The 22,462-nt window shown below is 61.8% G+C and carries 21 protein-coding genes; 11 read left to right on the top strand and 10 right to left on the bottom strand.

What is annotated here, in order from left to right:
- The first annotated feature begins 25 nt into the window (after positions 1-25).
- The 6 genes from bamA (at position 26) to AADA04_RS12630 (ending at position 7,166) form a co-directional block, all read left to right on the top strand.
- Positions 26-2,587 (top strand): outer membrane protein assembly factor BamA, encoded by a 2,562-nt coding sequence (gene bamA, locus AADA04_RS12655; RefSeq protein WP_340693632.1) that lies wholly within the window; start codon positions 26-28, stop codon positions 2,585-2,587.
- A complete protein-coding gene (locus AADA04_RS12650) occupies positions 2,541-3,206 on the top strand; it encodes an OmpH family outer membrane protein (protein ID WP_340693631.1) in 666 nt (221 codons plus the stop codon). Before bamA ends, AADA04_RS12650 begins: the two co-directional genes overlap by 47 nt.
- 12 nt (positions 3,207-3,218) lie before the next feature.
- Entirely contained in the window at positions 3,219-4,235 is a 1,017-nt protein-coding gene (gene lpxD, locus AADA04_RS12645; protein ID WP_340693630.1) for a UDP-3-O-(3-hydroxymyristoyl)glucosamine N-acyltransferase, read from the top strand.
- Positions 4,236-4,367: 132 nt separating this feature from the next.
- Positions 4,368-5,159 carry an acyl-ACP--UDP-N-acetylglucosamine O-acyltransferase gene (gene lpxA, locus AADA04_RS12640; RefSeq protein ID WP_340693629.1) on the top strand — a complete coding sequence of 264 codons (792 nt, stop codon included), beginning with the start codon at positions 4,368-4,370 and terminating at the stop codon, positions 5,157-5,159.
- A 7-nt stretch (positions 5,160-5,166) separates the two neighbouring features.
- Positions 5,167-6,012: a UDP-2,3-diacylglucosamine diphosphatase LpxI gene (lpxI, locus tag AADA04_RS12635; protein ID WP_340693628.1), complete on the top strand. Its 846-nt coding sequence runs from the start codon at positions 5,167-5,169 to the stop codon at positions 6,010-6,012.
- Positions 6,009-7,166: a lipid-A-disaccharide synthase gene (locus tag AADA04_RS12630; protein ID WP_340693627.1), complete on the top strand. Its 1,158-nt coding sequence runs from the start codon at positions 6,009-6,011 to the stop codon at positions 7,164-7,166. The genes lpxI and AADA04_RS12630 overlap by 4 nt, the downstream gene beginning before the upstream one ends.
- On the opposite strand, the gene gltA is transcribed toward AADA04_RS12630, so the two are convergent.
- A complete protein-coding gene (gene gltA / locus AADA04_RS12625) occupies positions 7,163-8,467 on the bottom strand; it encodes a citrate synthase (protein ID WP_340693626.1) in 1,305 nt (434 codons plus the stop codon). The genes AADA04_RS12630 and gltA overlap by 4 nt on opposite strands.
- Before the next feature lie 40 nt (positions 8,468-8,507).
- Positions 8,508-9,977, bottom strand: coding sequence for a glutamate--tRNA ligase (gene gltX / locus AADA04_RS12620; protein ID WP_340693625.1), 1,470 nt, complete (start codon positions 9,975-9,977; stop codon positions 8,508-8,510).
- A 210-nt stretch (positions 9,978-10,187) separates the two neighbouring features.
- On the opposite strand from gltX, the gene AADA04_RS12615 reads away from it, so the two are divergent.
- A complete protein-coding gene (locus tag AADA04_RS12615; RefSeq protein ID WP_340693624.1) occupies positions 10,188-10,925 on the top strand; it encodes a ComEC/Rec2 family competence protein in 738 nt (245 codons plus the stop codon).
- On the opposite strand, the gene lexA is transcribed toward AADA04_RS12615, so the two are convergent.
- The 7 genes from lexA to AADA04_RS12580 all read right to left on the bottom strand — a co-directional run bounded on the left by lexA (position 10,916) and on the right by AADA04_RS12580 (position 18,244).
- Positions 10,916-11,599, bottom strand: a complete 684-nt coding sequence (lexA, locus tag AADA04_RS12610) for a transcriptional repressor LexA (RefSeq protein ID WP_340693623.1) — start codon at positions 11,597-11,599, stop codon at positions 10,916-10,918. The two genes, AADA04_RS12615 and lexA, sit on opposite strands and share 10 nt — an antisense overlap.
- Before the next feature lie 62 nt (positions 11,600-11,661).
- Positions 11,662-12,465: an indole-3-glycerol phosphate synthase TrpC gene (gene trpC / locus AADA04_RS12605; RefSeq protein ID WP_340693622.1), complete on the bottom strand. Its 804-nt coding sequence runs from the start codon at positions 12,463-12,465 to the stop codon at positions 11,662-11,664.
- A complete protein-coding gene (gene trpD, locus AADA04_RS12600; protein ID WP_340693621.1) occupies positions 12,462-13,493 on the bottom strand; it encodes an anthranilate phosphoribosyltransferase in 1,032 nt (343 codons plus the stop codon). The genes trpC and trpD overlap by 4 nt, the downstream gene beginning before the upstream one ends.
- A 70-nt stretch (positions 13,494-13,563) precedes the next feature.
- Positions 13,564-14,325 carry an alpha/beta fold hydrolase gene (locus AADA04_RS12595; protein WP_340693620.1) on the bottom strand — a complete coding sequence of 254 codons (762 nt, stop codon included), beginning with the start codon at positions 14,323-14,325 and terminating at the stop codon, positions 13,564-13,566.
- 15 nt (positions 14,326-14,340) lie between these two features.
- Positions 14,341-14,910 (bottom strand): aminodeoxychorismate/anthranilate synthase component II, encoded by a 570-nt coding sequence (locus AADA04_RS12590; RefSeq protein ID WP_340693619.1) that lies wholly within the window; start codon positions 14,908-14,910, stop codon positions 14,341-14,343.
- Positions 14,907-16,334: an anthranilate synthase component I gene (trpE, locus tag AADA04_RS12585; RefSeq protein ID WP_340693618.1), complete on the bottom strand. Its 1,428-nt coding sequence runs from the start codon at positions 16,332-16,334 to the stop codon at positions 14,907-14,909. The genes AADA04_RS12590 and trpE overlap by 4 nt, the downstream gene beginning before the upstream one ends.
- Positions 16,331-18,244 (bottom strand): SurA N-terminal domain-containing protein, encoded by a 1,914-nt coding sequence (locus AADA04_RS12580; protein WP_340693617.1) that lies wholly within the window; start codon positions 18,242-18,244, stop codon positions 16,331-16,333. The genes trpE and AADA04_RS12580 overlap by 4 nt, the downstream gene beginning before the upstream one ends.
- Positions 18,245-18,330: 86 nt before the next feature.
- On the opposite strand from AADA04_RS12580, the gene tpiA reads away from it, so the two are divergent.
- The 4 genes from tpiA to AADA04_RS12560 all read left to right on the top strand — a co-directional run bounded on the left by tpiA (position 18,331) and on the right by AADA04_RS12560 (position 22,107).
- Complete coding sequence (gene tpiA, locus AADA04_RS12575) at positions 18,331-19,077, top strand: triose-phosphate isomerase (RefSeq protein ID WP_340693616.1); 747 nt, start codon at positions 18,331-18,333, stop codon at positions 19,075-19,077.
- A gap of 81 nt (positions 19,078-19,158) precedes the next feature.
- Positions 19,159-19,635: a preprotein translocase subunit SecG gene (gene secG, locus AADA04_RS12570; RefSeq protein WP_340693615.1), complete on the top strand. Its 477-nt coding sequence runs from the start codon at positions 19,159-19,161 to the stop codon at positions 19,633-19,635.
- 63 nt (positions 19,636-19,698) lie between these two features.
- Positions 19,699-21,333 carry a CTP synthase gene (locus AADA04_RS12565; protein ID WP_340693614.1) on the top strand — a complete coding sequence of 545 codons (1,635 nt, stop codon included), beginning with the start codon at positions 19,699-19,701 and terminating at the stop codon, positions 21,331-21,333.
- 102 nt (positions 21,334-21,435) lie between these two features.
- Positions 21,436-22,107, top strand: a complete 672-nt coding sequence (locus AADA04_RS12560) for a hypothetical protein (RefSeq protein ID WP_340693613.1) — start codon at positions 21,436-21,438, stop codon at positions 22,105-22,107.
- Positions 22,108-22,176: 69 nt separating this feature from the next.
- Here the strand turns inward: AADA04_RS12560 and AADA04_RS12555 are convergent.
- Positions 22,177-22,462, bottom strand: a 286-nt coding sequence (locus AADA04_RS12555) for a hypothetical protein (RefSeq protein ID WP_340693612.1), incomplete at its 5' end; no start/stop codon positions are given.

Genomic DNA, 22,462 nt, shown 5'->3' with positions numbered 1-22,462 from the left:
AAGCTAATCAGAGAGTATTTCCACCATGCGTAAGTTCCTTGCAGCAACCTTCATGGCGACCAGCGTTTTCACGTTTGTTGCCCTGCCAGGGCTGACCAATACCGCCGAGGCGCAGGAAGACAATCGCTACGGCGGCACGATCCGGTCGATCCTCGTGGAGGGCAACCAGCGTATCGAAGCCCGTACCGTGCAATCCTATCTCCTGGTCGAGCCGGGCGATCCGTTTGATGCCGAGCGCATCGACCTGTCGCTCAAGACCCTGTTCGCGACCAATCTGTTCGCAGACGTGTCGATCGACCGGAACGGTGACGACCTGCTGGTTCGGGTGGTCGAGAACCCGATCATCAACCGCGTGATTTTCGAGGGCAACAAGGCGCTCAAGGACGACAAGTTCAAGGAAGAAATCCAGGCAGCACCGCGGGGCATCTTCACGGCGGCCCGCGTTCAGGCTGATGTGCAGCGCATCCTCGAACTGTATCGCCAGTCCGGCCGTTTCGCCGCCAAGGTCGAGCCGCAATACAAGCCGCTTGAGCAGAACCGCGTCGATCTCGTGTTCGAGATCACCGAAGGCCCCGTGACCGGTGTGCGTTCGATCAATTTCATCGGCAACAAGGACTATTCCGACTCGCGCCTGCGCAGCGAAATCGTTACGCGCCAGTCGCGCCTGTGGCGCTTCTTCAGCTCGAACGACAATTACGATCCGGGCCGCCTGGAATATGACCGCGAGAAGCTGCGCGAATTCTACCAGAACAATGGTTATTATGATTTCCGGGTCACGTCGGCGGTTGCCGAACTGACGCCTGACCAAAAAGATTTCTATATCACGATGACAATCGATGAGGGGCGCCAGTATGATTTCGGCGTCGTGAAGGTCGAAACGGCGCTTGAAAAGCTGAATGCCGAAGCGCTTCGCGCCGCCGTGCCGATCAAGGAAGGCGACCTGTTCAAGGGCAACCTGATCGAAACCACGATCGACACGCTTACCTATGCCGCCGGTATCGCCGGCTATGCGTTCGTGGATATTCGTCCGCAGCTGGATGTGAACCCGGATACCGGACGCATTGACGTGACATTCGCGGTCGACGAAGGCCCGCGTGTCTACATTGAGCGGATCAATATCGTCGGCAATACACAGACGCTGGATCGGGTTATCCGTCGTGAGTTGCGCATTTCCGAAGGGGACGCGTTCAACCGCATCCTGCTCGACCGGTCGAAGAACCGTGTCCGCTCGCTCGGCTACTTCAAGGACGTCGAAATCATTGAGGCGCCCGGTGATGGTCCGGACAAAAGCATCGTGGACGTCAAGGTGACCGAGCAGCCCACTGGCGAACTGTCGTTTGCGGCAGGTTTCTCGTCGGTCGATTCCTACCTGTTCGATCTCAGCGCGTCGCAGCGCAACCTGCGGGGCCGCGGCCAGTCAGTTGTTGCGCGCGTTTCGACGTCGAGCCGTCAACAGGTCGTGGACCTGCGCTTCACGGAACCCCGTTTCCTTGACCGAAATCTCTCCGCTGGCGTCGATGTTTTCGCGACGAAGCAGGATTTCAAGGACTATGGCAGCTATACCGCCGAGACGATCGGTGCCGGCCTGCGCATCGGCTTCCCGCTGACCGAGCGGATGCAGCTTGGTCTCAGCTACAAGCTTCAATCGGATGATGTGGAAATCCCGGATTACGATATTCTCCTGGATACGACGACGCGTTTCACATCGACACGCACCATCCAGGTCGCTGGCGCCGATACGCCCGGGGATACGTCAGACGATCTCTACAGGTCTGCGGTGGCGTCCGATGGCGCGGTGGCCGGCGAACTTGTCGTCGACCAGTGTGACACGCTTTACCTGCTGCGCGATTCCAATTGCCGGTCCGAGCGCAACGAGATTTCGAGCATTGTCGGCTACAGCTTCTTCTGGGACCGGACGAACGATCCGATCCGGCCGACGCGTGGGTTTGATTTCCGGTTCAGCCAGGAAGCCGCTGGCCTCGGCGGCGACGTGAAATACCTGCGCACGGAAACGAGCGCATCCATGTACCGCGGCATCTGGAAAGATGTCATTGCCAGCGCGCGTTTGTCAGCCGGGTATGTCTTCCCGCTTGAAGACGGCCAGGGCATTCGGATCAACAACCGCTTCTTCCGGGGCGGCAGCACGTTCCGCGGGTTTGACGTGGCCGGACTCGGCCCGCGCGAAGTCGTGCAGGTCATTGATCCGGCGACAGGCGAAATCGTGATAACACGCCGCCTGAACTCGCAAGGGGGCAATACATACTATCAGGGCACGTTCGAGCTCAGCCTGCCGAGTGTTTTCCCCGAAGAATACGGCATCAAGAGCGCCCTGTTTGCCGACGTCGGCGGCCTTGGCACCCTGCGGGGGCCAGACATCAGCCCGACGGTTTACTTCACGGACCCGGAGACCGGACTTCCGGCCGTGCGTATCACCAAGGATGCCACATCCCTGCGGGCATCTGCTGGTCTTAGCGTATTCTGGGACTCGCCTTTCGGGCCCATTCGCTTCGACTTCTCGCAGATCCTACGCCGGGAAGACTATGACCGAACCGAAACTTTCCGGTTCTCAACCTCAACACGTTTCTAATTCAGAACCGCTAACCAGGAGACCGATCATGTCCCCAATCAGACATATGCTATTCGCTCTTTCGCTCGTTGTGAGCGGAGTCGCTGTTACCGCTCCAGCCGCATCCGCCCAGGGTGCGACCGTCGTGATGATCGACGAAGGTCGCCTGCTCGGCGAGAGCAAGGCCGGCAAGGATATTCAGACCAAACTGAAGAACCTTGAGACCCAAATGAAAAACGAGCTTGAGCCCATCCGCGCGACGCTTGAAACCGACGGCAAGGCCCTGCAGACGAAAGTCGAAGGCAAGACCCGTGAAGCGGTGGCAGCTGACACGGCACTGGTTGGGCAGCTGACGGCTTATCAGAAGCGCGCACAGGAATTTGCGCAAAAGCAACAGATTGTCAGCAAAGAGTTCCAACTGACTGAGCGCCAGGCGCTGATCGATTTCAACAAGGCGATCGAGCCAGCACTGATGGAAGTCGTGAACGAGAAAAAAGCACAAATCGTGATGTCCAAAGCGCAGGTCATTTACAGCGCCGATACGGTTGACGTGACTCCGCTGGTGATCACCAAGCTGGACGCCAAGACGCCAACAATCGCGGTATCGCGTCAGCGCCTGCCGGCGCAGCCTGCCCAATAGGGACGGTTGAACGTGACGATCGATCCTCGTTTCTACGCGCCCCTCGGGGCACAGACGCTGGGCAAGATCGCGGACCTGACCGGCGCGACCCTTCATGGCGACGCGGCAGTCGAGATCAAAGGGGTCTCCGCTTCGGCTACCGGCCGGGCCGGAGACCTCGCGTTTCTTGACGGAGAGGGAAAAGGCACGCCCTCGGTTTCACCGGATATTTCGGCACTGATCGTGAACGAGGCGAACCTGCCACATGTTCCGGCCGGACTGCCTTACCTCCTGACGCCGATGCCGCGCCACTTCCATGGTGTGGTTGCCTACGCGATGTTCCAGCCGAGGCACCTCGTGTGGCGCGCGGACGAGCGTATTTCCGCAGATGCCAAGGTGCATCCTGATGCCATCCTGTCCCCCGGCGCCATTGTCGGACCGGGCGCGACGGTTGGTGCGGGTGCGGCCGTTGGCGCCAATTCGGTAATTGGTCCAGGCGTTCAAGTCGGACGCAATTGCCGGATCGGTGCGAATGTCTCGATATTCTGTTCACTCGTCGGAGACCATGTGACCCTGCTGTCGGGGGCGCGCATCGGCGAATCCGGATTTGGCGTGACCGGCGGGCCGGGCGGCATGGAAGATGCGCCTCACTTCGGACGGGTCATCCTGCAGGACCATGTCACGATCGGCGCCAATAGCTGTATTGATCGCGGCGTCTTTGACGACACGATCATCGGCGAGCGCACCAAGATCGATAATCTCTGCCAGATCGCCCATAATGTCGTATTCGGCCGGAGCGTTGTCATGGCCGCTTTTGGCGGCATTTCCGGCTCGGTCTTTGTTGGCGATGGTGCGCGTATTGGCGGACGGGTCGGTATTGCCGACCACGTCAAGATTGGCGATGGTGTGAGCCTGGCGGCCTCGTCAGGCGTATTCCGGGATATCGAGCCGGGCGAAACCTGGGGCGGCACACCTGCCAAGCCGATCCGTCAATGGATGCGGGAAATCGCTTGGGTGCAGAAGCAGGCCCATCTCAAAAAGAGTTCCTGAGCTTCTGGCGGGCCGGATTGTTTGCCCCGGTTGCAGAAACAGGCAAATCTGCCGAAAAGCCTAACGAAGACGATTGTCTTCACGCACGTTTCAGCAAGACTGCCTTTTCAAGAGAAGCACCGGATACGATTGATGCCAGTTGAAATTCATCCCTCTGCGATCGTGGAGTCCGGCGCTGAATTGGGCGAAGGGGTCCGTGTCGGCCCGTTTTGTCACATTGGCGCGCACGCCGTGATTGGTGATCGGACACAGCTGCGCACGCATGCCGTGATCACCGGCCATACGACACTCGGTCGCGATTGCATGGTCCATTCCCATGCCGTTCTTGGCGATACGCCGCAGGTTCTAGGGTTCCAGGACGTGCCTGAGTCGCGCCTCGAGATCGGCAATGAGTGCACGCTGCGTGAACATACGACCGTGCACGCCGGTGTGCCGAAGCTCGGCGGCGTGACCCGTGTGGGAAACAAGTGCTTCATGATGGTCGGCAGCCACGTGGCCCATGATTGCCAGCTCGGCAACGATATCGTGATCGCCAATGGCGTTGCGATTGGCGGTCATGCGACAATCGCTGACAATGTCTGGTTCGGCGGCCTGGCGGCCGTGCACCAGTTTACGCGGATTGGCCGGAACGCCTTTATCGGTGGCGGAGCTATCCTGGTGGAGGATGTGATTCCGTTCGGATCGGTGATCGGGAACCATGCCAAACTGTCCGGACTGAACATGGTGGGCCTGAAGCGGCGCGGCTATGACAAGGCGCAGCTGCATGAGATCCGCAGTGCGTATAAAGCGGTATTTACCGGCGACGGCCTGTTCAAGGACCGGCTGGCGGCGGCGGCGGTCGCCTTCAAGGACCAGCCGCTGGCGATGGAAATCATCGACTTTGCGCTCGCAGCCGGTGGCCGCCCCATCTGCAAACCCGGGTGAGGTGATGATGACGGCGCCTCTTGGATTGATAGCCGGTCTTGGCGACTTGCCGGTCGCTATTGCAGAGAATGCGGTCGCGACAGGGCAGGGCGTCTATGTCCTGCGCCTGAAGGGCTTTGAAGAGTCGCGCCTCGCAGCCTTTCCGGGCGCCGTGATCGGCTTGGGCGAAATCGGCAAACTGTTCTCCCTGCTCAAACAGGCCGGGTGTGAGGACGTATTATTTGCCGGGATCGTGAAGCGCCCGAATTTCAAGGACCTGAAACTCGACCTGCGCGGCGCGGCCCTGCTGCCGAAAGTGCTGGCCGAGGCGGGCAAGGGCGATGACGCCTTGCTGCGGCTGATGGTGAAGGAAGTCGAGAAGCAGGGGTTCAAGGTGATTGGCTCCGATGCGGCGCACGCCGCCTTGCTGGCGCCGTCAGGCCTTGTCGGCGGTTCCGCTCCCTCTCAGGCGGCCATGTCGGATATTGCCCGTGGAGCGCACGTGGTGGCCGCTCTGGGCGATCTGGATATCGGGCAGGGCTGTGTGGTCTGCGAGGGCCTGGTGCTCGCTGTCGAGGCGCAGGAGGGCACGGATGCCATGCTCGAAAGGTGTGCTGCGCTGCCCGAGACGATACGCGGCACCATCGCGGCGCGACGGGGCGTCCTGGTCAAACGGCCAAAGCCGGCCCAGGAGCGGCGGATCGATATGCCAACCGTTGGCGTCTCGACGGTGGAGAAGGTGGCTGCAGCAGGGCTGGCGGGGCTCGCCGTCGAGGCGGGCGGTGCGCTGATGCTCGGCCGCGCCGAGATGCAGGCAACTGCCGAACGGCTCGGCGTGTTCATTTACGGCTTCGAACCCGGCCTCGGCACATGACCGCCCCGCGCCTCTATTTCGTGGCCGCGGAATCCTCAGGCGACCTGCTGGCGCGCGAAGTGATCAGTACGATCCGGGCGAAGCAGCCCGACGTGCATGTTTCGGGCATTGGCGGGGCGGAAATGGCGTCTGCCGGGATTGTGTCGCCCATCGATATATCGCCGCTTTCGGTGCTTGGACTGTTCGAGGGATTGAGGGCGTACGGCACCGTGGTCAAACTGGCCGACATCGCGGCGGATGCGATCATTGCCGACGCGCCGGACGTCGTCGTGCTGGTCGATTCGTGGGGCTTCATGCTGCGTGTTGCCCAGCGCGTGAGGGCGCGGGCACCGGATATCAGGCTGGTCAAACTGATCGGCCCGCAAGTCTGGGCGACGCGGCCCGGCCGTGCGAAGACCCTGGCGGAAACGGTGGACCACCTGCTCTGCATGCACGAGATCGAAGCGCCGTTCTATGAGCCGTTCGGCCTGAAGACGACAGTGGTTGGAAACCCGGCTTTGTCGCGCCACCAATGGGGCGAGCGGGACGTCTTTCGCAAGGCGCATGGCATTGATGACGAGTCCCAGGTCGTGCTCGTGCTGCCCGGCAGCCGGTCCAGCGAAATCAAGCGCGTTGCACCGGCACTGGTTGAAGCGGCGCGGATCATCAAGGATTCCGATCCGGCACGGAAAATCGTCATCGCCCCGGCCGCGAGCGTGGCGGCGCAGTTCGCGGAAGCGTTCCCTGACGTGGACGAATGGGCAACCGTGTCGTCAGACGCGTCGGAGCGGTATGACGCGATGGCCGCTGCCGACCTTGCGCTGGCCTGTTCGGGAACGGTCACGAGCGAACTGGCGATGCAGGGAACGCCGATGATCGTTGCCTACAAGACCGGCTGGGTGACATGGTCGCTGGCGCGCGGATGGCTCTACCAGAAACGCCACATCACATTGCTGAACATTGTCAGCGATGACCAGGAGGTCGTGCCGGAATTTGTCCAGACGAAGCAGACGCCTGACCGGATCGCCGCTCGCGCGCTGTACTGGCTGACGAACCCGGACGTGCTGGCCGAACAGAGGGCCGCACAGCAAATCGCCCTCTCCCGGATGAAAGAGGGCGATCGTGATGCGGCTGAAATCGCAGCCGACGTGATCCTCGAAGAGGCGCGCGCCTAGCGGTTGGCCATTGGCACGTAGTCGCGTTGGGCGGCGCCGGTATAGATCTGGCGCGGACGACCAATACGCTGTGTCGGGTCTTCGATCATTTCGTTGAGCTGTGCGACCCAGCCGACGGTGCGCGCGAGGGCAAACAACACAGTGAACATCTGTTTCGGGAAGCCCATCGCGTCAAGGATGATGCCGGAATAGAAGTCGACGTTCGGATAGAGCTTTTTCTCGACGAAATAGTCGTCTTCAAGCGCGATCCGTTCCAGTTCCATTGCGACTTTCAGGATCGGCTGATCCTTGAGGCCGAGCAGGTCGAGAACTTCGTGGGCTGACTCGCGCATGACGGTCGCGCGCGGATCGTAGTTTTTATAGACGCGGTGACCGAAGCCCATGAGGCGGAAGCCGCTTGTCTTGTCCTTGGCCTTTTCGACGAATTCCGGAATTCGGTCGACCGACCCGATCTCGTGCAACATGTTGAGGCAGGCTTCGTTGGCGCCGCCATGGCTGGGGCCCCAGAGGCAGGCGACACCGGCAGCAACAGCGGCAAACGGATGAGCGCCTGACGAACCGGCGAGACGCACGGTCGACGTTGAGGCGTTCTGCTCGTGGTCAGCATGCAGGATAAAGAAGCGGTCCATCGCCTTGGCGATTGCCGGGTCGACCTTGTAGTCCTCGGCCGATACCGAGAAACACATGTTCAGGAAGTTTTCGGCGTAGGAGAATTCGTTGCGTGGATCGACGAATTTCTGGCCCATATTGTATTTCAGGATACGGGCGCAGAGAGTCGGCATCTTGGCGAGGAGCCGGACGGAGCTGAGGTGGCGTTCATCGGGATCTTCGCTGTCCATGGCACCGGGATAGAAGGATGCCATGGCACCAACGGCGCCTGTCAGCATGGCCATCGGGTGGCTGTCACGGCGGAAGCCTTCGAAAAAGCGATCCATCTGCGTGTGAAGAAGGGTGTGCTGCTTGATTTCGGCGTTGAACTCGGAGAGCTCAGGTTTGGTGGGCAGTTCACCTTTCAGGATGAGGTGACAGACTTCCGGAAACGTCGACTTTTCAGCAAGTTGGCCAATCGGGTAGCCGCGGTGAAGCAGGATGCCTTCATCGCCGTCAATGAACGTGATCTGGCTTTCGCAGCTGGCGGTCGACGTGAATCCTGGGTCGAAGGTGAAATGTCCTGATTCAGCATACACCTTGCGGACGTCTATGACATTCGGTCCGTGCGTTCCCGAGAGAACGGGCAATTCATAGGTCTTGCCAGCGACTTCGAGATTGGCAGTGCCGGCATTCTTCGTCTTGTTTTCCATCAGATATAGCCCTTCTTGTTCGTATTCCGTCCGGCGCGCCTTACTGGCCAGCCTGGTCGAGTTGATCCTCTATCCGTCCGAGCGCTTCATCCTGTCCCAGCCATTCAAGCACCGGCGCAATATCGGGTGCTGGAAGGCCGCCAGTCAGTGCAGCGCGGAGCGGTTGACCTACCTGCCCCATAGATAGGTCTTGTGCAGCGCAATACGACGTTATCGTTTCGGAAATCTGATCAGAGGTCCATTGCGATATGCGCTGCAGTTCGTCGCGCAGTCCGGCGAGCCGGTCAAGTCCCCCCCCGGAAAGCGCCTTTCTGGCGTTCTTATTGAGATTGAGCGGGCGCTTGACGGTAAGGAACGCAAACGCCGCTGCCAGTTCTGCTAAAGTGGTGCCGCGGTCTTTCAAATGCGGCAGGGCGCGCTTGACGCGTTGCCATTCATCTTTCGAGAGGGCTCCGTCAGCCTCTAGGAGGGGGGCGAGCAGGTCGACCAAGCGGGAATCATTGGCCAGGCGCATGAAATGGGAGTTGATCTGGCCGAGCTTTTCGAGATCAAGCCGGGCGGGGGCGCGGCCGATTCCATCGAGATCAAACGCAGCAATGGCTTCTTCCCGGGTAAATATCTCCTGGTCGCCATGGCTCCAGCCGAGGCGCAACAGGTAAGCGTTCAAGGCTTCGGGCAGGTATCCCATGTCGCGATAAGCAAGTGTCGAAAGCGCGCCGTGGCGCTTGGAGAGCTTGGCGCCGTCATTGCCGTGAATCATGGAAACATGAGCGTAGACAGGGATGTCCCAGCCCATTGCCTCGTAGATCGGGACCTGACGGAACGTGTTGCGCAAATGGTCGTCGCCACGGATCACATGGGTCACGCTCATATCATGGTCGTCGACAACCACGGCCAGCATGTAGGTCGGTGAACCATCGGCGCGCAGCAGGATCAGGTCGTCGATCTCGCTCGCCTGGATACGCACCGTGCCTTGCACGACGTCCTCGACCACGCGATTGCCATCGTCTGGTGCGCGCAGGCGAACAGTGTAGGGCGCGTCGGGAGCTGGTGCAGGCGCGCCGTCGCGCCAGGGCGACCGGTACGGCGCCAGCAGGTCATGGGCCTCTGCGAGCAGCGCAGCGCGGTCTGTGTCGGACAGGTCGTCGGCCTTGGCCGCACGGCGTTTCTCTTCGCCGAGATCGCGTCGGGCCTGGAGTTCCTCCTGGGTCGCGTAGCATTTGAAGGCGGTGCCGCGTGACAGCATTTCAGCTGCGACTTCGGCGTGCCGCGCTTCGCGGGTGGACTGCATCAAAGGCGGCTCATCGGCGTCGAGGCCGAGCCAGGCCATGCCCTCGAGAATGGCGGCGGTGGCTTCGGCCGTAGAGCGGGCCTTGTCGGTATCTTCAATGCGCAGGAGGAAGCGGCCGCCACGGCGGCGGGCAAACAAGTAGTTGAAAAGTGCGGTCCTTGCCCCTCCAATGTGCAACATGCCGGTGGGAGAGGGGGCAAATCGCGTGACAACGGTCATAAGGGTGGCAGGCTCCTGATCAATGCGTGCGGAAATCTCATCTGTGGTGCACAAACACAAGGTTGCGCCTGAAGGCAAGGGGGCGGGCCGGGACCTGGGCAGCGTCTGGGCCCGGATGTGGTCGATTGCATCGATTGACGCGCGGCCATTACTGTTCGCGTTTTCCCTGTGCGCCGGGGCTGCGGCCTACTTTCTGGCGCCTGACGAACTGTGTGGCTTGGCCTGGCGGGGCTCAGCCTGATCGCCAACCTGCTGGCGATGCCGGTGATCAGCTTTGTCAGTGCCCCGTCCGCGGCTCTGGCGCTGCTGCTGACGCCGTTCGGGATGGGCGATGTGGGCCTGAGGCTTTTCGGGTATTCGCTTGAACTGGTGCTGGCGATTGCGCACTGGTGCGTCGAGCTGGCACCGGCCAAATTATCGACATCGTCGGCGATGCCGGGCAGCAGCCTGGCCCTGTTCGCACTGGCCCTTGCGCTGGTGACGACGGCGCGAGGGGCAGGTCGGATCCTGCTCTGCCTCATGGCCATTGTGCCCGCTGTGTGGCTGTGGACGGCCAGTCCGCAATTGATGGTGCACTGGTCGGCATCGGGCGAGGTGTTCGTGCGCGCCGCCGACAATGGCATGCAAAGGTTCGGGTTCGCCGAAGGGGACGGGTTGGCGCCGCTGCGCTACAGCGCGCTTGAGGTGACGGCATGCGGTGAGCTGCCATGCAGGCTGGAGACTCCGGCTGGCGTGATCGTGTTGTCGGAGGGTGGCGATTGCCGCGCAGCGCCTGATGCGGTGTTGGTGCTAACGCTATCCGACACGACGGGCGATTGCCCGAATACATATCGCTGGACGGAAGTGTCAAAGGCAGGAGGTCTCACCGCGCGGCGAGTCGACTCCGGACTGGACGTGCAGGTCGGCACGGCATGCCGCAACCGACCCTGGCGCCAGTGTCAGTCGTAGCGGCGGACGAGGGCCACGAGACGCCCCTGGACCTGTACACGGTCAGGACCAAAGATGCGGGTCTCATAGGCCGGGTTGGCAGCTTCAAGGGCGACAGAGGCCCCCTTGCGGCGCAGGCGCTTGAGCGTGGCCTCTTCGCCATCAATCAGCGCGACGACGATATCGCCTGTATTGGCAGATTCAGTGCGGCGCAGGATGACGAGATCGCCTTCGAGAATGCCGGCTTCGATCATCGAGTCGCCTTTGACCTCAAGCGCGAAATGCTCTTCGCCCTCTGCAAGGTCATCGGGGGCCGTGATGTGGCCATTGTCCTGCTGGATCGCCGAGATCGGCACACCAGCGGCAATGCGGCCAAGGATCGGGATGGCGCGGGGCGCACGGGCCTCTGTCGGGAGGCCTGATGAGACGAGGGCGGGTTTGAAATCCTTCCGGCCGCGCAATTGCTGCGTTGGAATGGCGGACTCAGGCAGTTTCAACACTTCAAGGGCGCGGGCCCGATGCGCGAGGCGGCGGATGAATCCGCGTTCCTCAAGCGCCGAAATCAGGCGGTGGATACCGGACTTGGAGGCGAGGTTGAGCGCTTCCTTCATCTCATCGAATGAGGGCGAGACTCCGGTCTCCTTGATCCGCTCATTGATGAAGAGCAGCAGCTCTTTTTGTTTACTGGTCAGCACGGGATGATTCCTTCCGTCCGAATCTATGTTCTCTTATGTTCTACATGTGTTCCCGGTTCGGGTCAAACGGAACAGGCCTGTCTTAACGCGGTTACGGAAGTTTTGCGCCGGTCGTTCATTTTCATCAGGCTCTCGCCAATCAGGAATCGTCGCGCGCCCGTGGCACGCAGCCGGATAATGTTTTCGGGGGTCGAAATACCGCTTTCGGCAATGACGTGGCGGCCTGCCGGAACAAGGGGTGCGAGGCGCTCGGTTGTCGACAGGTCTGTCACCATACGCTTCAGGTCGCGATTGTTGATGCCGATCAGGGGCGAAGCGAGCCGGAGGGCGCGTTCCAGTTCGGCTTCGTCATGGGTCTCGATGAGAACATCCATGCCGAAACCGGTTGCGGCGTCGTGGAGGTCGGCTGCCAGCGCGTCATCCACGGCCGACAGGATGATGAGAATGCAATCGGCGCCGTGGGCGCGGGACTCAGCGACCTGGATCGGGTCGATCAGGAAGTCCTTGCGCAGCATAGGCAGGCTCACCGCGTCGCGAATGGCGGCAAAATCGGCCAGCGAGCCGCCAAAGCTCGGACCATCGGTGAGGACTGACAGGCAGGCGGCGCCGCCGGATTCGTATTCGGCGGCGATGGCGACGGGATCGGCGCCGGGCAGGATGTCACCCGCTGAAGGGCTCTTGCGCTTCAATTCACAGATCAGGGCATTTTCGCCGGTGCTGGCGACGCGGTCCATGGCGGCGGCGAAGCCCCGGACCGGACTGGCTCCGGTTGCGGCCCTCGAAAGGCTGGCGAAGGATTCGGCCCGCTTGAGCGCGGCGACTTCATCCCGCTTGTAATCGACGATCCGGTCGAGAGCGGTGCTCATACCGGGTCCTGCCCGTTCGAGAGCGCCACGAGTTTGCGCAGCGTGTCGCGGGCCTTGCCGGTGTCGATGGCTTCGGCGGCCATGGCGACGCCTTGTTTGAGGTCTGCGGCCCTGCCGAAGACATGAAGGCCAGCTGCGGCGTTGAGCAGCACGGCGTCACGAAAAGGGCCCTCATGGCTGTCGAGCAGTTCGGTGATGGCGAGGGCATTGTCGGTGATATTGCCGCCTTCGAGACGCGACAGCGGGCTGGTATCGAGGCCGGCGTCGGAGGGGTGGATCTCGAATTCGCGAATGGTGCCGCCACTGACTTCGCAGACATGGGTGGGACCGGCGATGGAGAGTTCGTCAATGCCATCAAGACCATGCACGACCCAGGCCTTGGTCGTGCCGAGCTGGACGAGGGCTTCAGCCATGGGCCGTGTCCATTCGGGTGCGAAGACGCCGAGGACCTGGAACTGCGCCCCGGCCGGATTCGAGAGGGGGCCCAGCAGGTTGAAGATGCTGCGGATGCCGAGTTTTGCGCGGACCGGCGCGACATGGCGCATGGCGCTGTGATGGCTGCGCGCGAACATGAAGGCGACGCCGGGGCCGTCGAGGCAGGCGCGGAATTCGTGCTCGTCGGTTTCGAGATTCACACCGAGGGTTTCGAGCACATCGGCCGAACCGGTTTTCGGCGGGACCGAGCGGTTGCCATGCTTGGCGACACGGCCACCGGCGGCGGCGATGACCAGCGCACTGGCCGTGGACGTGTTGAGGCTCTTCCACGGCAGGCCGCCGGTTCCGCACGTGTCGAGGACCGGTCCGTCGAGCGTGATCGTGCGGGCGTGCTGGCGCATGATGCGGGCCCCGGCGGTGAGTTCGGCAGCGGTCTCACCGCTCACCGCAAGGCCCATCAGGAAGGCGCCGATTTCTTCCGGCGCCGCGTCACCGCTCAGGAGCAGGTTGAACGCGGCTTCCAGCGTATCGGGCGCAAGCGTTTCGTTGCGGGCAATCGCCTTGATGGCGGTGGTGAGGGCAGAGTCAGTCATCAGTGAATTCCCGAAAGCGAGCGTCATCGTTAGCGGCCTTGGGCACGCGGTTCAATGCGGGAATGGCGCGTCAGTAGCCGAGAAAGGCGCTGATTTCCGACAGGATACGGGGATCGAGTGCGACATCGCGGTGGCTGAGTGTGTCGTCTTCGACGAGGCGCGCGCCGGGCAGGCTTTCTGCGAGGTCGCGTGCCAGACCGAGCGGGCTGCTTTCGTCGGCATCGGATCCGACCAGCAGGACGGTGCCCTTGTAGTCCTGAAGCGCGGCACGGAAATCGGTGCGGGCCATGTCGGTCCCGGTCCGCGCCTGGAGAAGGGCAAGCGCCCGGGCGATGACGGCGTCGTCATGCCCCTTCAGACGCTGGTAGTCGGCCCAGTCGAGAAGCGGCGGCGCGATCAGGATGAGATAGTCGGGGCTTGCTCCGGCGGCGATGGCGCGCACGCTGGCTTCGCAACCGAACGAGTGGGCGATGATGGCGTCTATCGGGCCTTCGGCGGCGCAGACCTCAGCGACCGAAGCGGCCGCCGTGACCGGCGTGCAGGCGTCAGCTTTCGATGCGCCGTGGGCGGGCAGGTCCATCACCAGGATCGGGCGCGTGTTCTGAAGGAAGTCCTGCGCGAAGCGACGCCAGACGCGATGCGTATCATCCCAGCCGTGGACGAACAGCGTGGGCGGGCCTTCACCGGCGCGCCAGACAGGCGTTGAGCCATAAGCGCCGGGAACATCACGGCGCGTTTCAGGCGGCAGGAAATTCTGTCCGGGCGCGGCGCTGGGACTGGTCGGATTCAAGTCTGCGAGGAGGGCCTCAGCTTTCAGGTCGACGTCGTTCATGCCAGGCGGCCCATTCTATGAGACCCGCTTCAGGAAGTTTTTCAGGAGTGCGTGACCGTGTTCGGTCTTGATCGATTCCGGGTGGAACTGGACGCCGTAGATCGGACGGGTCTTGTGGTGCAGGGCCATGATCTCGCCGTCGTCGGTGACGGCGTCTGCAACGAGGCAATCGGGCAGGTCGGAATCGCGTACGGACAGCGAGTGGTAGCGGACCACGGCATAGGTTTCCGGCAGGCCCTCGAACAGGTCGCCGCCGGTCTGGTGAATGTCGGACAGCTTGCCGTGACGGATTTCCTTCGCCGTGATCACCGCGCCGCCAACGGCCTGGCCGATGGCCTGGTGGCCGAGGCAGACGCCGAGAATTGGCATGTCGTCCGGCGCGGCCTTGATCAGGTCGACGCAGATGCCGGCCTCGTTCGGGGTACAGGGGCCGGGGGAGAGGAGGATGCCGTCGGGCTTGAGCGCGAGCGCTTCCTCGACTGTCAGCTCGTCATTGCGGATGACCTTCGTGCGGGCGCCAAGCTCTTCCAGGTAATGGACGAGGTTCCACGTGAAGCTGTCATAATTGTCGACGACGAGGATCATTGGTCGAACTCATAAGTGGCGGCGAGTTCGGCGGCGCGCTTGAGGGCGCCAGCCTTGTGCAGGGTCTCGTCATATTCGTATTGCGGCACGGAATCGAGCACGACCCCGCCGCCAGCCTGGATGTGGAGCTGGCCGTCCTTGATGATCGCGGTGCGCAGGGCGATGCAGGTATCGAGGTCGCCGTTCCAGCCGAAATAGCCGACGGCGCCGCCATAGATACCGCGCCGGGCGGATTCCATTTCGTTGATAATCTGCATGGCCCGGATCTTCGGAGCACCGGAAACAGTACCGGCGGGGAAACCGGCAAACAGCGCGTCGACGGCGTCGAGACCTTCGCGCAGGTTGCCTTCGACATGGGAGACGATGTGCATGACGTGGCTGTAGCGCTCGACGATGAACTGTTCGGTGACTTCGACACTGCCATAGGCGGCGACGCGGCCGACATCATTGCGGCCGAGGTCGAGCAGCATCAGGTGTTCCGCCATCTCCTTCGGATCGGCGAGCAGGCCTTCGGCGCGGCGCGCATCTTCGATGGCGTCGCCTGAGACCGGACGCGTGCCGGCGATCGGGCGGATGGCGATGCGGCCATCGCGCAGGCGAACGAGGATTTCCGGGCTCGAGCCGACGAGGCGCACGGTGCCGAGGTTCATGTGGAACATGAAGGCCGACGGATTGAGGCGGCGCAGGGCCCGGTAATAGCTGATCGATTTCAGGCTGAAGGGGGTCGACAGGCGCTGGCTGGGCACGACCTGGAAGATGTCACCGGCGCGGATATAGTCGCGGCATTGTTCGACGATTTCGAAATAGCGCGCCTTGGTCGTGTTCGATGTCAGCGTGACCTCGACGGGCGGCTGATCCTTGGGCGGGACGACCGGCATGCGCTCGAGGCGCGCTTCGACGTCATCCAGCAGGGTGTTGATCGCCGCTTCATTGCCTTTTTGGACGCGGCCAATGAGCAGGATTTCCTGATAGATGTGGTCGAACACGATGACGACGCGCGGGATGACGAGCAGGGCTTCAGGCACGTCCAGGGTGTCTGCGCCGGTAATCGTCACCGGTTCGACATGCTGGATCATGTCATAGCCGACATAGCCGAATGCGCCTGACGCCATCGGGGGCAGGGGCGTGTCGGTTTCGGCCTGCGCAAAACGGACAAAGTCGCGCAGGGCCTGAACAGGATTGTCTGACGTGCGGGTCGGATTCGCGAAGTCCGCTGTTTCGGATACGGTGGCGATGCCATCCTGAATGCGGAACCAGTGTTCGGGTTCGAGACCGATAAAGGAATAGCGCCCGAGGCGTTCGCCGCCCGCGATGGATTCGAACAGGAAGCTACCGGGCGCGTCATCGCCCAGTTTCAGCATCGCGCCGACGGGTGTTTCAATATCCCCGATACGCCTGCGAACGATCAGACGGGCTGGCGTCATTGATCGGTAGCAACCGATTTTTTGTATGCCGCAAGTCCATTATCATTGACCTTGAGCTTCATGGCGTTGCGAATTTCGGCCTCGGCCGCAAATTGCAGGTCGTCACGCAATGCCTGGTTCAGTGATGACGTGGCCTGGGTGCCGAGCATTTCCAGCGCCGCGTCGGAGGGGGGCATGATCTTGTTGAGTTGAACGATCATGAACTTGTCGCCGGTCCGGTTCGGATAGCTGAACACGTCGCCGTCGCGCCCGGCAAAAATGGCCGAAATCGCTGACGTCGGCAGGCCGCTCTGCTCGGCGGTGATCCGGGTGACAGGCAGTGTCGGGGATTCGACGTTGGCACCCGCAGCACTTGCCGCACCTGCCAGCGTCGGGTCACCGGATTTCACCTTTTCGATGACACTGTCCGAATAGGCCTGCATCGCATTGGCGGCGCGCTGGGCCACGAGAGTCTGGCGAATGTCATCCTTGACCGTGTCGAAGTCAGGCGTGCTTGGCGCGATGATGGTACGCGGCGACGTCAGGTAGACCGCATCGTCGCCATCGTAGCGGCTGGAGACCTCACCGGCATTGACGCGGAATGCATCGCTGAAGGCATCGCGCGCCGCGACGAGGCCCGTCATGTTGACGCCGTCCTTGGTTGTGCCTGTTTCGTCGACCGGCGCAAAGCTGATGATCGGGACGCCCAGTTCCGATGCGATCTGGGACAGCGGATAGCCTGCGCCGATGGAACGATCGAGCGCATCCAGGTTCTCGTAGAAATGGACCTGCGCGCGTTCGCGCATGAGTTCGTCCCGGATGACGTCAGACACGGTCTCGATCGGATAAACGGCACCTGGCTGCACCGACACCAGTCGTGCGACGAGCCATTTGCCGTTGGATTCGCGGGGACCGAACAGGGCGCCGCTCTGCTTGCCGGGGCCGAACATGGCGTCCTGAAGCGCGGTGTCGGCGACGCTTTCCTTGTTGCCGGTCCGGGTCTCGCTGGAGAGGACGCCAGAGAGCGTGGCCGGGTCAGCGCCGCCTGCCAACTGGCCGAACGCGGCGCGCGCGGTGTCGCGGTCTGCAAAGTAGAGTTCAATAAAGGTGCGCTGGTCAGGCTCGGAGAAGCGCTCGGATTTGGTGGCTTCGTAGATCGTCGCGATTTCCTGCTCGGTGACGGTGACGTTGGAGAGGAAGTCGTCAGCGGACATCCTGAGAAGGTCGATGGCGCGGCGTTCCGGCTGTTCAAGCGCAGCAAGGTTCTCGTCATAGAAGGCGCGGATGTCTTCGTCGGTTGGCGCGTCCGGCGTGGGGGCCTTCGTGGCGTCGAGGATGAACCAGGACACGTCCCGGGTTTCGCCGATATAAAGGGCCTGGATACTGGCCAGAATTTGCGGCGGATAGATCGCCGCCGTGGCGGCGTCGCCGAGCGTTTTCAATATCAGGTCATCGGCGACCTGCTGCTCATATTCATCCTTGGTGAACCGGTTCTGATACAGGACTTCGCGATAGGTGTTGAGGTCGAGTTCGCCGGTCAGCGGGTTCTTGAATGCATCGACCGTCTTCAGCTGTTCGACTACGGCATCGGTCGACGGTTTGATACCGATCGTGCTGGCGTAACCGAGGTTCACGATTTTGGATGTCTCGAGCTGGAACACCTGGTCGACAATGCCCTGATCAACCGCTTCGGACTTGGTGATCGGCTTTTCCGCATTGGCGTTGATATTGCGCAGCAGGTTTTCGACCCGACGGTCGAGCGTCGTCATGTCGATTCCGCGCGGGCCGGCGGCGGCCAGATCATTGCCGAGACCGGTGTTCATCGACGTCCAGGCCTGGTCGGCACCCCAGAACGCCATGCCTGCGATGATGATCATGACGACGAACTTGCCGAAGATCGAGTTCATCAGGCTTTTCATCAGGGCTAGCATTGTGACGCGGTCTCTCAGGCGATTTGCGGGATGGCTCAGTGCTTGCTAGGCGACACAGCAATGTCTTGCAAGATAGGGATGGCTGCATGTCACGGACACTGATCGCCGGAAACTGGAAAATGAATGGTCTGCGGGAAAGTCTTTCGCAGGTAGAGGCTGTGGCTGCTGCAGTTGGCGCCGGAGAGGCCAGCGTGACCGCGTTGCTTTGCCTTCCGGCTACCCTGGTGGCACTGGGGCGCTCGGCGGCGGCGGATTCGGCGCTGCGAATCGGGGGCGAAACCTGTCACCCGAACGCCAAAGGCGCCCATACTGGCGATATTTCGGCTGAAATGCTGGCCGATGCCGGTGCCAGTCACGTTATCGTCGGCCATTCGGAGCGCCGGGCTGATCATGGCGAGACGGATTCGGTTGTCGCGGCGCAGGCTTCGGCGGCGCGGCGCGCGGGCCTCGTACCGATCATTTGCGTTGGCGAGAGCCTCGCCGAGCGCGAAGCCGGCCAGACGCTGGCGCGGATCGAAAGCCAGCTGGCCGGGTCGATCCCGGACGGCGTTGGCGCCGGTGAATTCGTCATCGCTTATGAACCGATCTGGGCCATCGGCACGGGAAAAGTGGCCAATACGGACCAGATCGCGGAAGTACACGGCGCCATTCGGGACTGGCTGACGGGGCGGTTTGACGCGTCGGGCGCTGAAACCCGTATCCTTTATGGTGGCAGCATGAACCCCGCAAATGCCGCGGAAATCCTTGCCGTTCCCAACGTTAATGGCGGATTGATCGGCGGCGCGAGCTTGAAGGCCGACGACTTTCTCTCCATCTACAGGGCAGCAATTTAACCCAGACTGAAGCGAGAGGCTTGGCGTTCGCCGTCATTGGCGATATGCGGGCCCCTTGATTTCAGGAAATCCGGTCGCCTCATGCAGAATGTCATCCTCGTCGTCCATATCCTCGCCTGTGTCGTCATGACCGGCCTGGTGTTGATCCAGAAGTCAGAAGGCGGTGGCCTTGGCATGGGTGGCGGCGGTGGCGGCAATTCGCTGATGTCGGGCCGTGGCGCGGCGGGTGCGCTGGTGCGTACGACCATCATCATTGGTGGTGTGTTCTTTATTACCAGCCTGGCCCTGACATCGATTGCCAACCGGGGGGACGACAGCCGGTCCGCAGTCGAGAAAGCCCTCGGCGCTGATGAGATCAACGACATCAAGGCGCCTGTGGACCTGTTCGATCCGTCCGCCCCACTGCTCGAAGGGCAGGATGGCGGCGTTGGCACCTCATCGACCATTACGGATGCGCCGGTTGCGCCGTCCGAGACCGTTCCCGCTGCGCCGGAAGGCGAATCGGTAACGGAGGAAACACCTGTTCCGGCTGAGCCGGATGCGGGCAATCCCCAGTAAATTTGCGGTGTGGACATTTTGTCCGCGCTTTCAGTCAACGAATCACGGCATCGGGATAGTCCCATGATCCGCTATATTTTCATTACGGGCGGCGTGGTGTCTTCCCTTGGCAAGGGCATTGCGTCCGCTGCACTCGGCGCGCTGCTACAGGCACGGGGCTACAAGGTCCGCCTGCGCAAGCTCGATCCCTATCTCAATGTCGATCCCGGCACGATGAGCCCGCGCCAGCATGGCGAGGTCTATGTCACCGATGATGGCGCCGAGACCGATCTCGACCTCGGGCACTATGAGCGCTTTACCGGCGTGTCGGCGCGCCAGTCGGACAATATCACGACTGGACGCATCTATCAGCGCATCATCGAGAAGGAACGGCGCGGGGACTATCTCGGCGCGACGATCCAGGTGATTCCGCACGTGACTAACGAGATCAAGGATTTCGTCCTGTCCGATCCGGGCGACGACGTTGAATTCGTGCTCTGCGAGATTGGCGGCACGGTCGGCGACATCGAGGGCCTGCCCTTCTTCGAGGCGATCCGCCAGCTGGGCCAGGAACTGGGGCCGGAACGCGCCTGCTTCATCCACCTGACGCTGCTGCCCTATATTCCGGCGGCCGGCGAGATGAAGACCAAGCCGACGCAGCACTCGGTCAAGGAACTGCGCTCGATCGGCATCCAGCCGCAAATCCTGCTCTGCCGCTGCGACCGGCCGATCCCCGAGACCGAAAAGGGCAAGATTGCCAGCTTCTGTAATGTGCGCCCGTCATCCGTGATCGAAGCCCGCGATGTGGGCCATATCTATGATGTCCCGGCGGCCTATCATGGCGAAGGGCTGGATACCGAAGTGCTGGCGCATTTCCGGATCGATGACGCGCCCGCGCCCGACCTGACGGCCTGGAACAAGATTGCGCACACGATCCGCAATCCGGATGGCGACGTCTGTATCGGCCTAGTCGGCAAGTACACGGACGTGCCGGACGCCTACAAGTCGGTGATGGAAGCGCTGGTCCATGGCGGCCTCGCCAACCAGGTCAAGGTCGACGTGCGCCTGATCGATTCCGAGCAGTTCGATGACGAGCACGCGCCGCTGGATATTCTTGAAGGCGTGCATGGCGTGATCCTGCCGGGCGGCTTCGGGGAGCGCGGCGCGCACGGCAAGATGCGGGCAGCCCGATTTGCGCGCGAACGCGCGGTGCCGTGTTTCGGCATCTGCTATGGCATGCAGCTGTCTGTGATCGAGGCGGCACGCAACCTGGCCGGCATCAAGGACGCCTCGACCAGCGAGTTCGGCCCGACCAAGCAGCCGCTTGTCGGCCTGATGGAAGAGTGGACCAAGGGCAATGAGAAAGTCGTGCGCGACGAGACCACGGACAAGGGCGGCACGATGCGGCTCGGCGCCTATCCGGCGCGCCTGAAAGAGGGCAGCAAGGTCGCCGAGATCTATGGCAGCCTCGATATTTCAGAACGCCACCGTCACCGTTACGAGGTCAATGCGAGCTATATTCCGAAGCTGGAGAAGGCGGGCGTCCTGTTCTCGGGCATGTCGCCGGATGGCAAACTGCCCGAAATCTTCGAGTTGCCGAGCCACCCCTGGTTCATCGGTGTGCAGTTCCACCCAGAACTGAAGTCGCGTCCGTTCCAGCCGCACCCGTTATTTGCGAGCTTTATTGAAGCAGCGGTGAAGCAGAGCCGGTTGGTTTAAGAACCTTGAAATTGCCTCGACCCTCGTTAGGGTAGAAGCATGAGGCTCTCTTGCGTTGTACTGTCGGCGATATTGCTTGCGGCGAGCGCTCATGCTCGACCGGTGAGCGCGACCGAAGATGACGATCCCTATCTCAATGCGGCCTCAGCAGATGACGTCGTCGAGACGTTTCAGTCTTTCTGCCTTGTTACAGATGGCGACGCGACAGATGCGTGGACTGCTGCAACCGATTCCGGATGGACAAAAGTTCCGACGGTCCAGTTCGATCCATATATCTGGGGCATAAAGCCCTATCATCGCGTTGGGCTTGCCTCGCCGGATTCTCCGGGGCTTATTTTGATACTGACCGCAGAGGGCCAGGTCACGTCGGACCACCGACGACGGTTTCGTGCTGGCCTTGTGACCGAGGGAAGCCCCATACAGCCAGACACTTTGCTCAAGAATCCATTAGCGCTCCCCAAGCCGGACCTGATTGGAGGCAAAGGCTGCACTCTGGTCGGGAATATTATCGACGCCTACAGGCTCCGCGACCTCGTTGGCGCACTGAGGATCAATGATCAGCCATTCAAATTTGGTCGAAATAGCGCACGAATTGGCGACGGACCGGACAGAGGAAAATCCATGCACAATACTTTCTGGACAACGCCGGATGCTGTCATGAACCTGTCAGTCGGAGATGCGTCTGCTGATGGTGTTGTCCGATTCGAGTTGGTAATCGGTTCCGGAATCGTATTGAACAGTCCGCCATCTTCTTACCTTGTGAAGGCGGACTAGATACGTCGAGCGCACCTGCCCGGTACGGGGATGTCCCGTCCAGCAAAGTCGCTGCGATTTCGATACGCCTCAGGATGAATTTAACTGCGGAACAAGGCTGGCGGCTTCGGCGTGCACGCCCTTGGCCGTTTCCCGTTCTGCTTTTGACAGATTTCGCGCGCGGAAGGCGGGCGGGAGCTGGTGCCGGATCACGGGAGCGGCATTCGCCTGTCCGATCCGGCGGCGCATCGCCGTGATGTAGCAAGCCGGATTGTCCCATACGTCATTCAGGGCGCGCAGGCGCTGGATCAGCGGGCGTGCGGGCAGGAGATCTGTGTCACGCGGCGGATAGTCGAACGGGCCGGGCGGCGGCAGG

The sequence above is a fragment of the Hyphomonas sp. genome (assembly GCF_037969335.1).
GTDB lineage: Bacteria > Pseudomonadota > Alphaproteobacteria > Caulobacterales > Hyphomonadaceae > Hyphomonas.
This window is presented reverse-complemented; position numbering and strand designations above follow the sequence as displayed.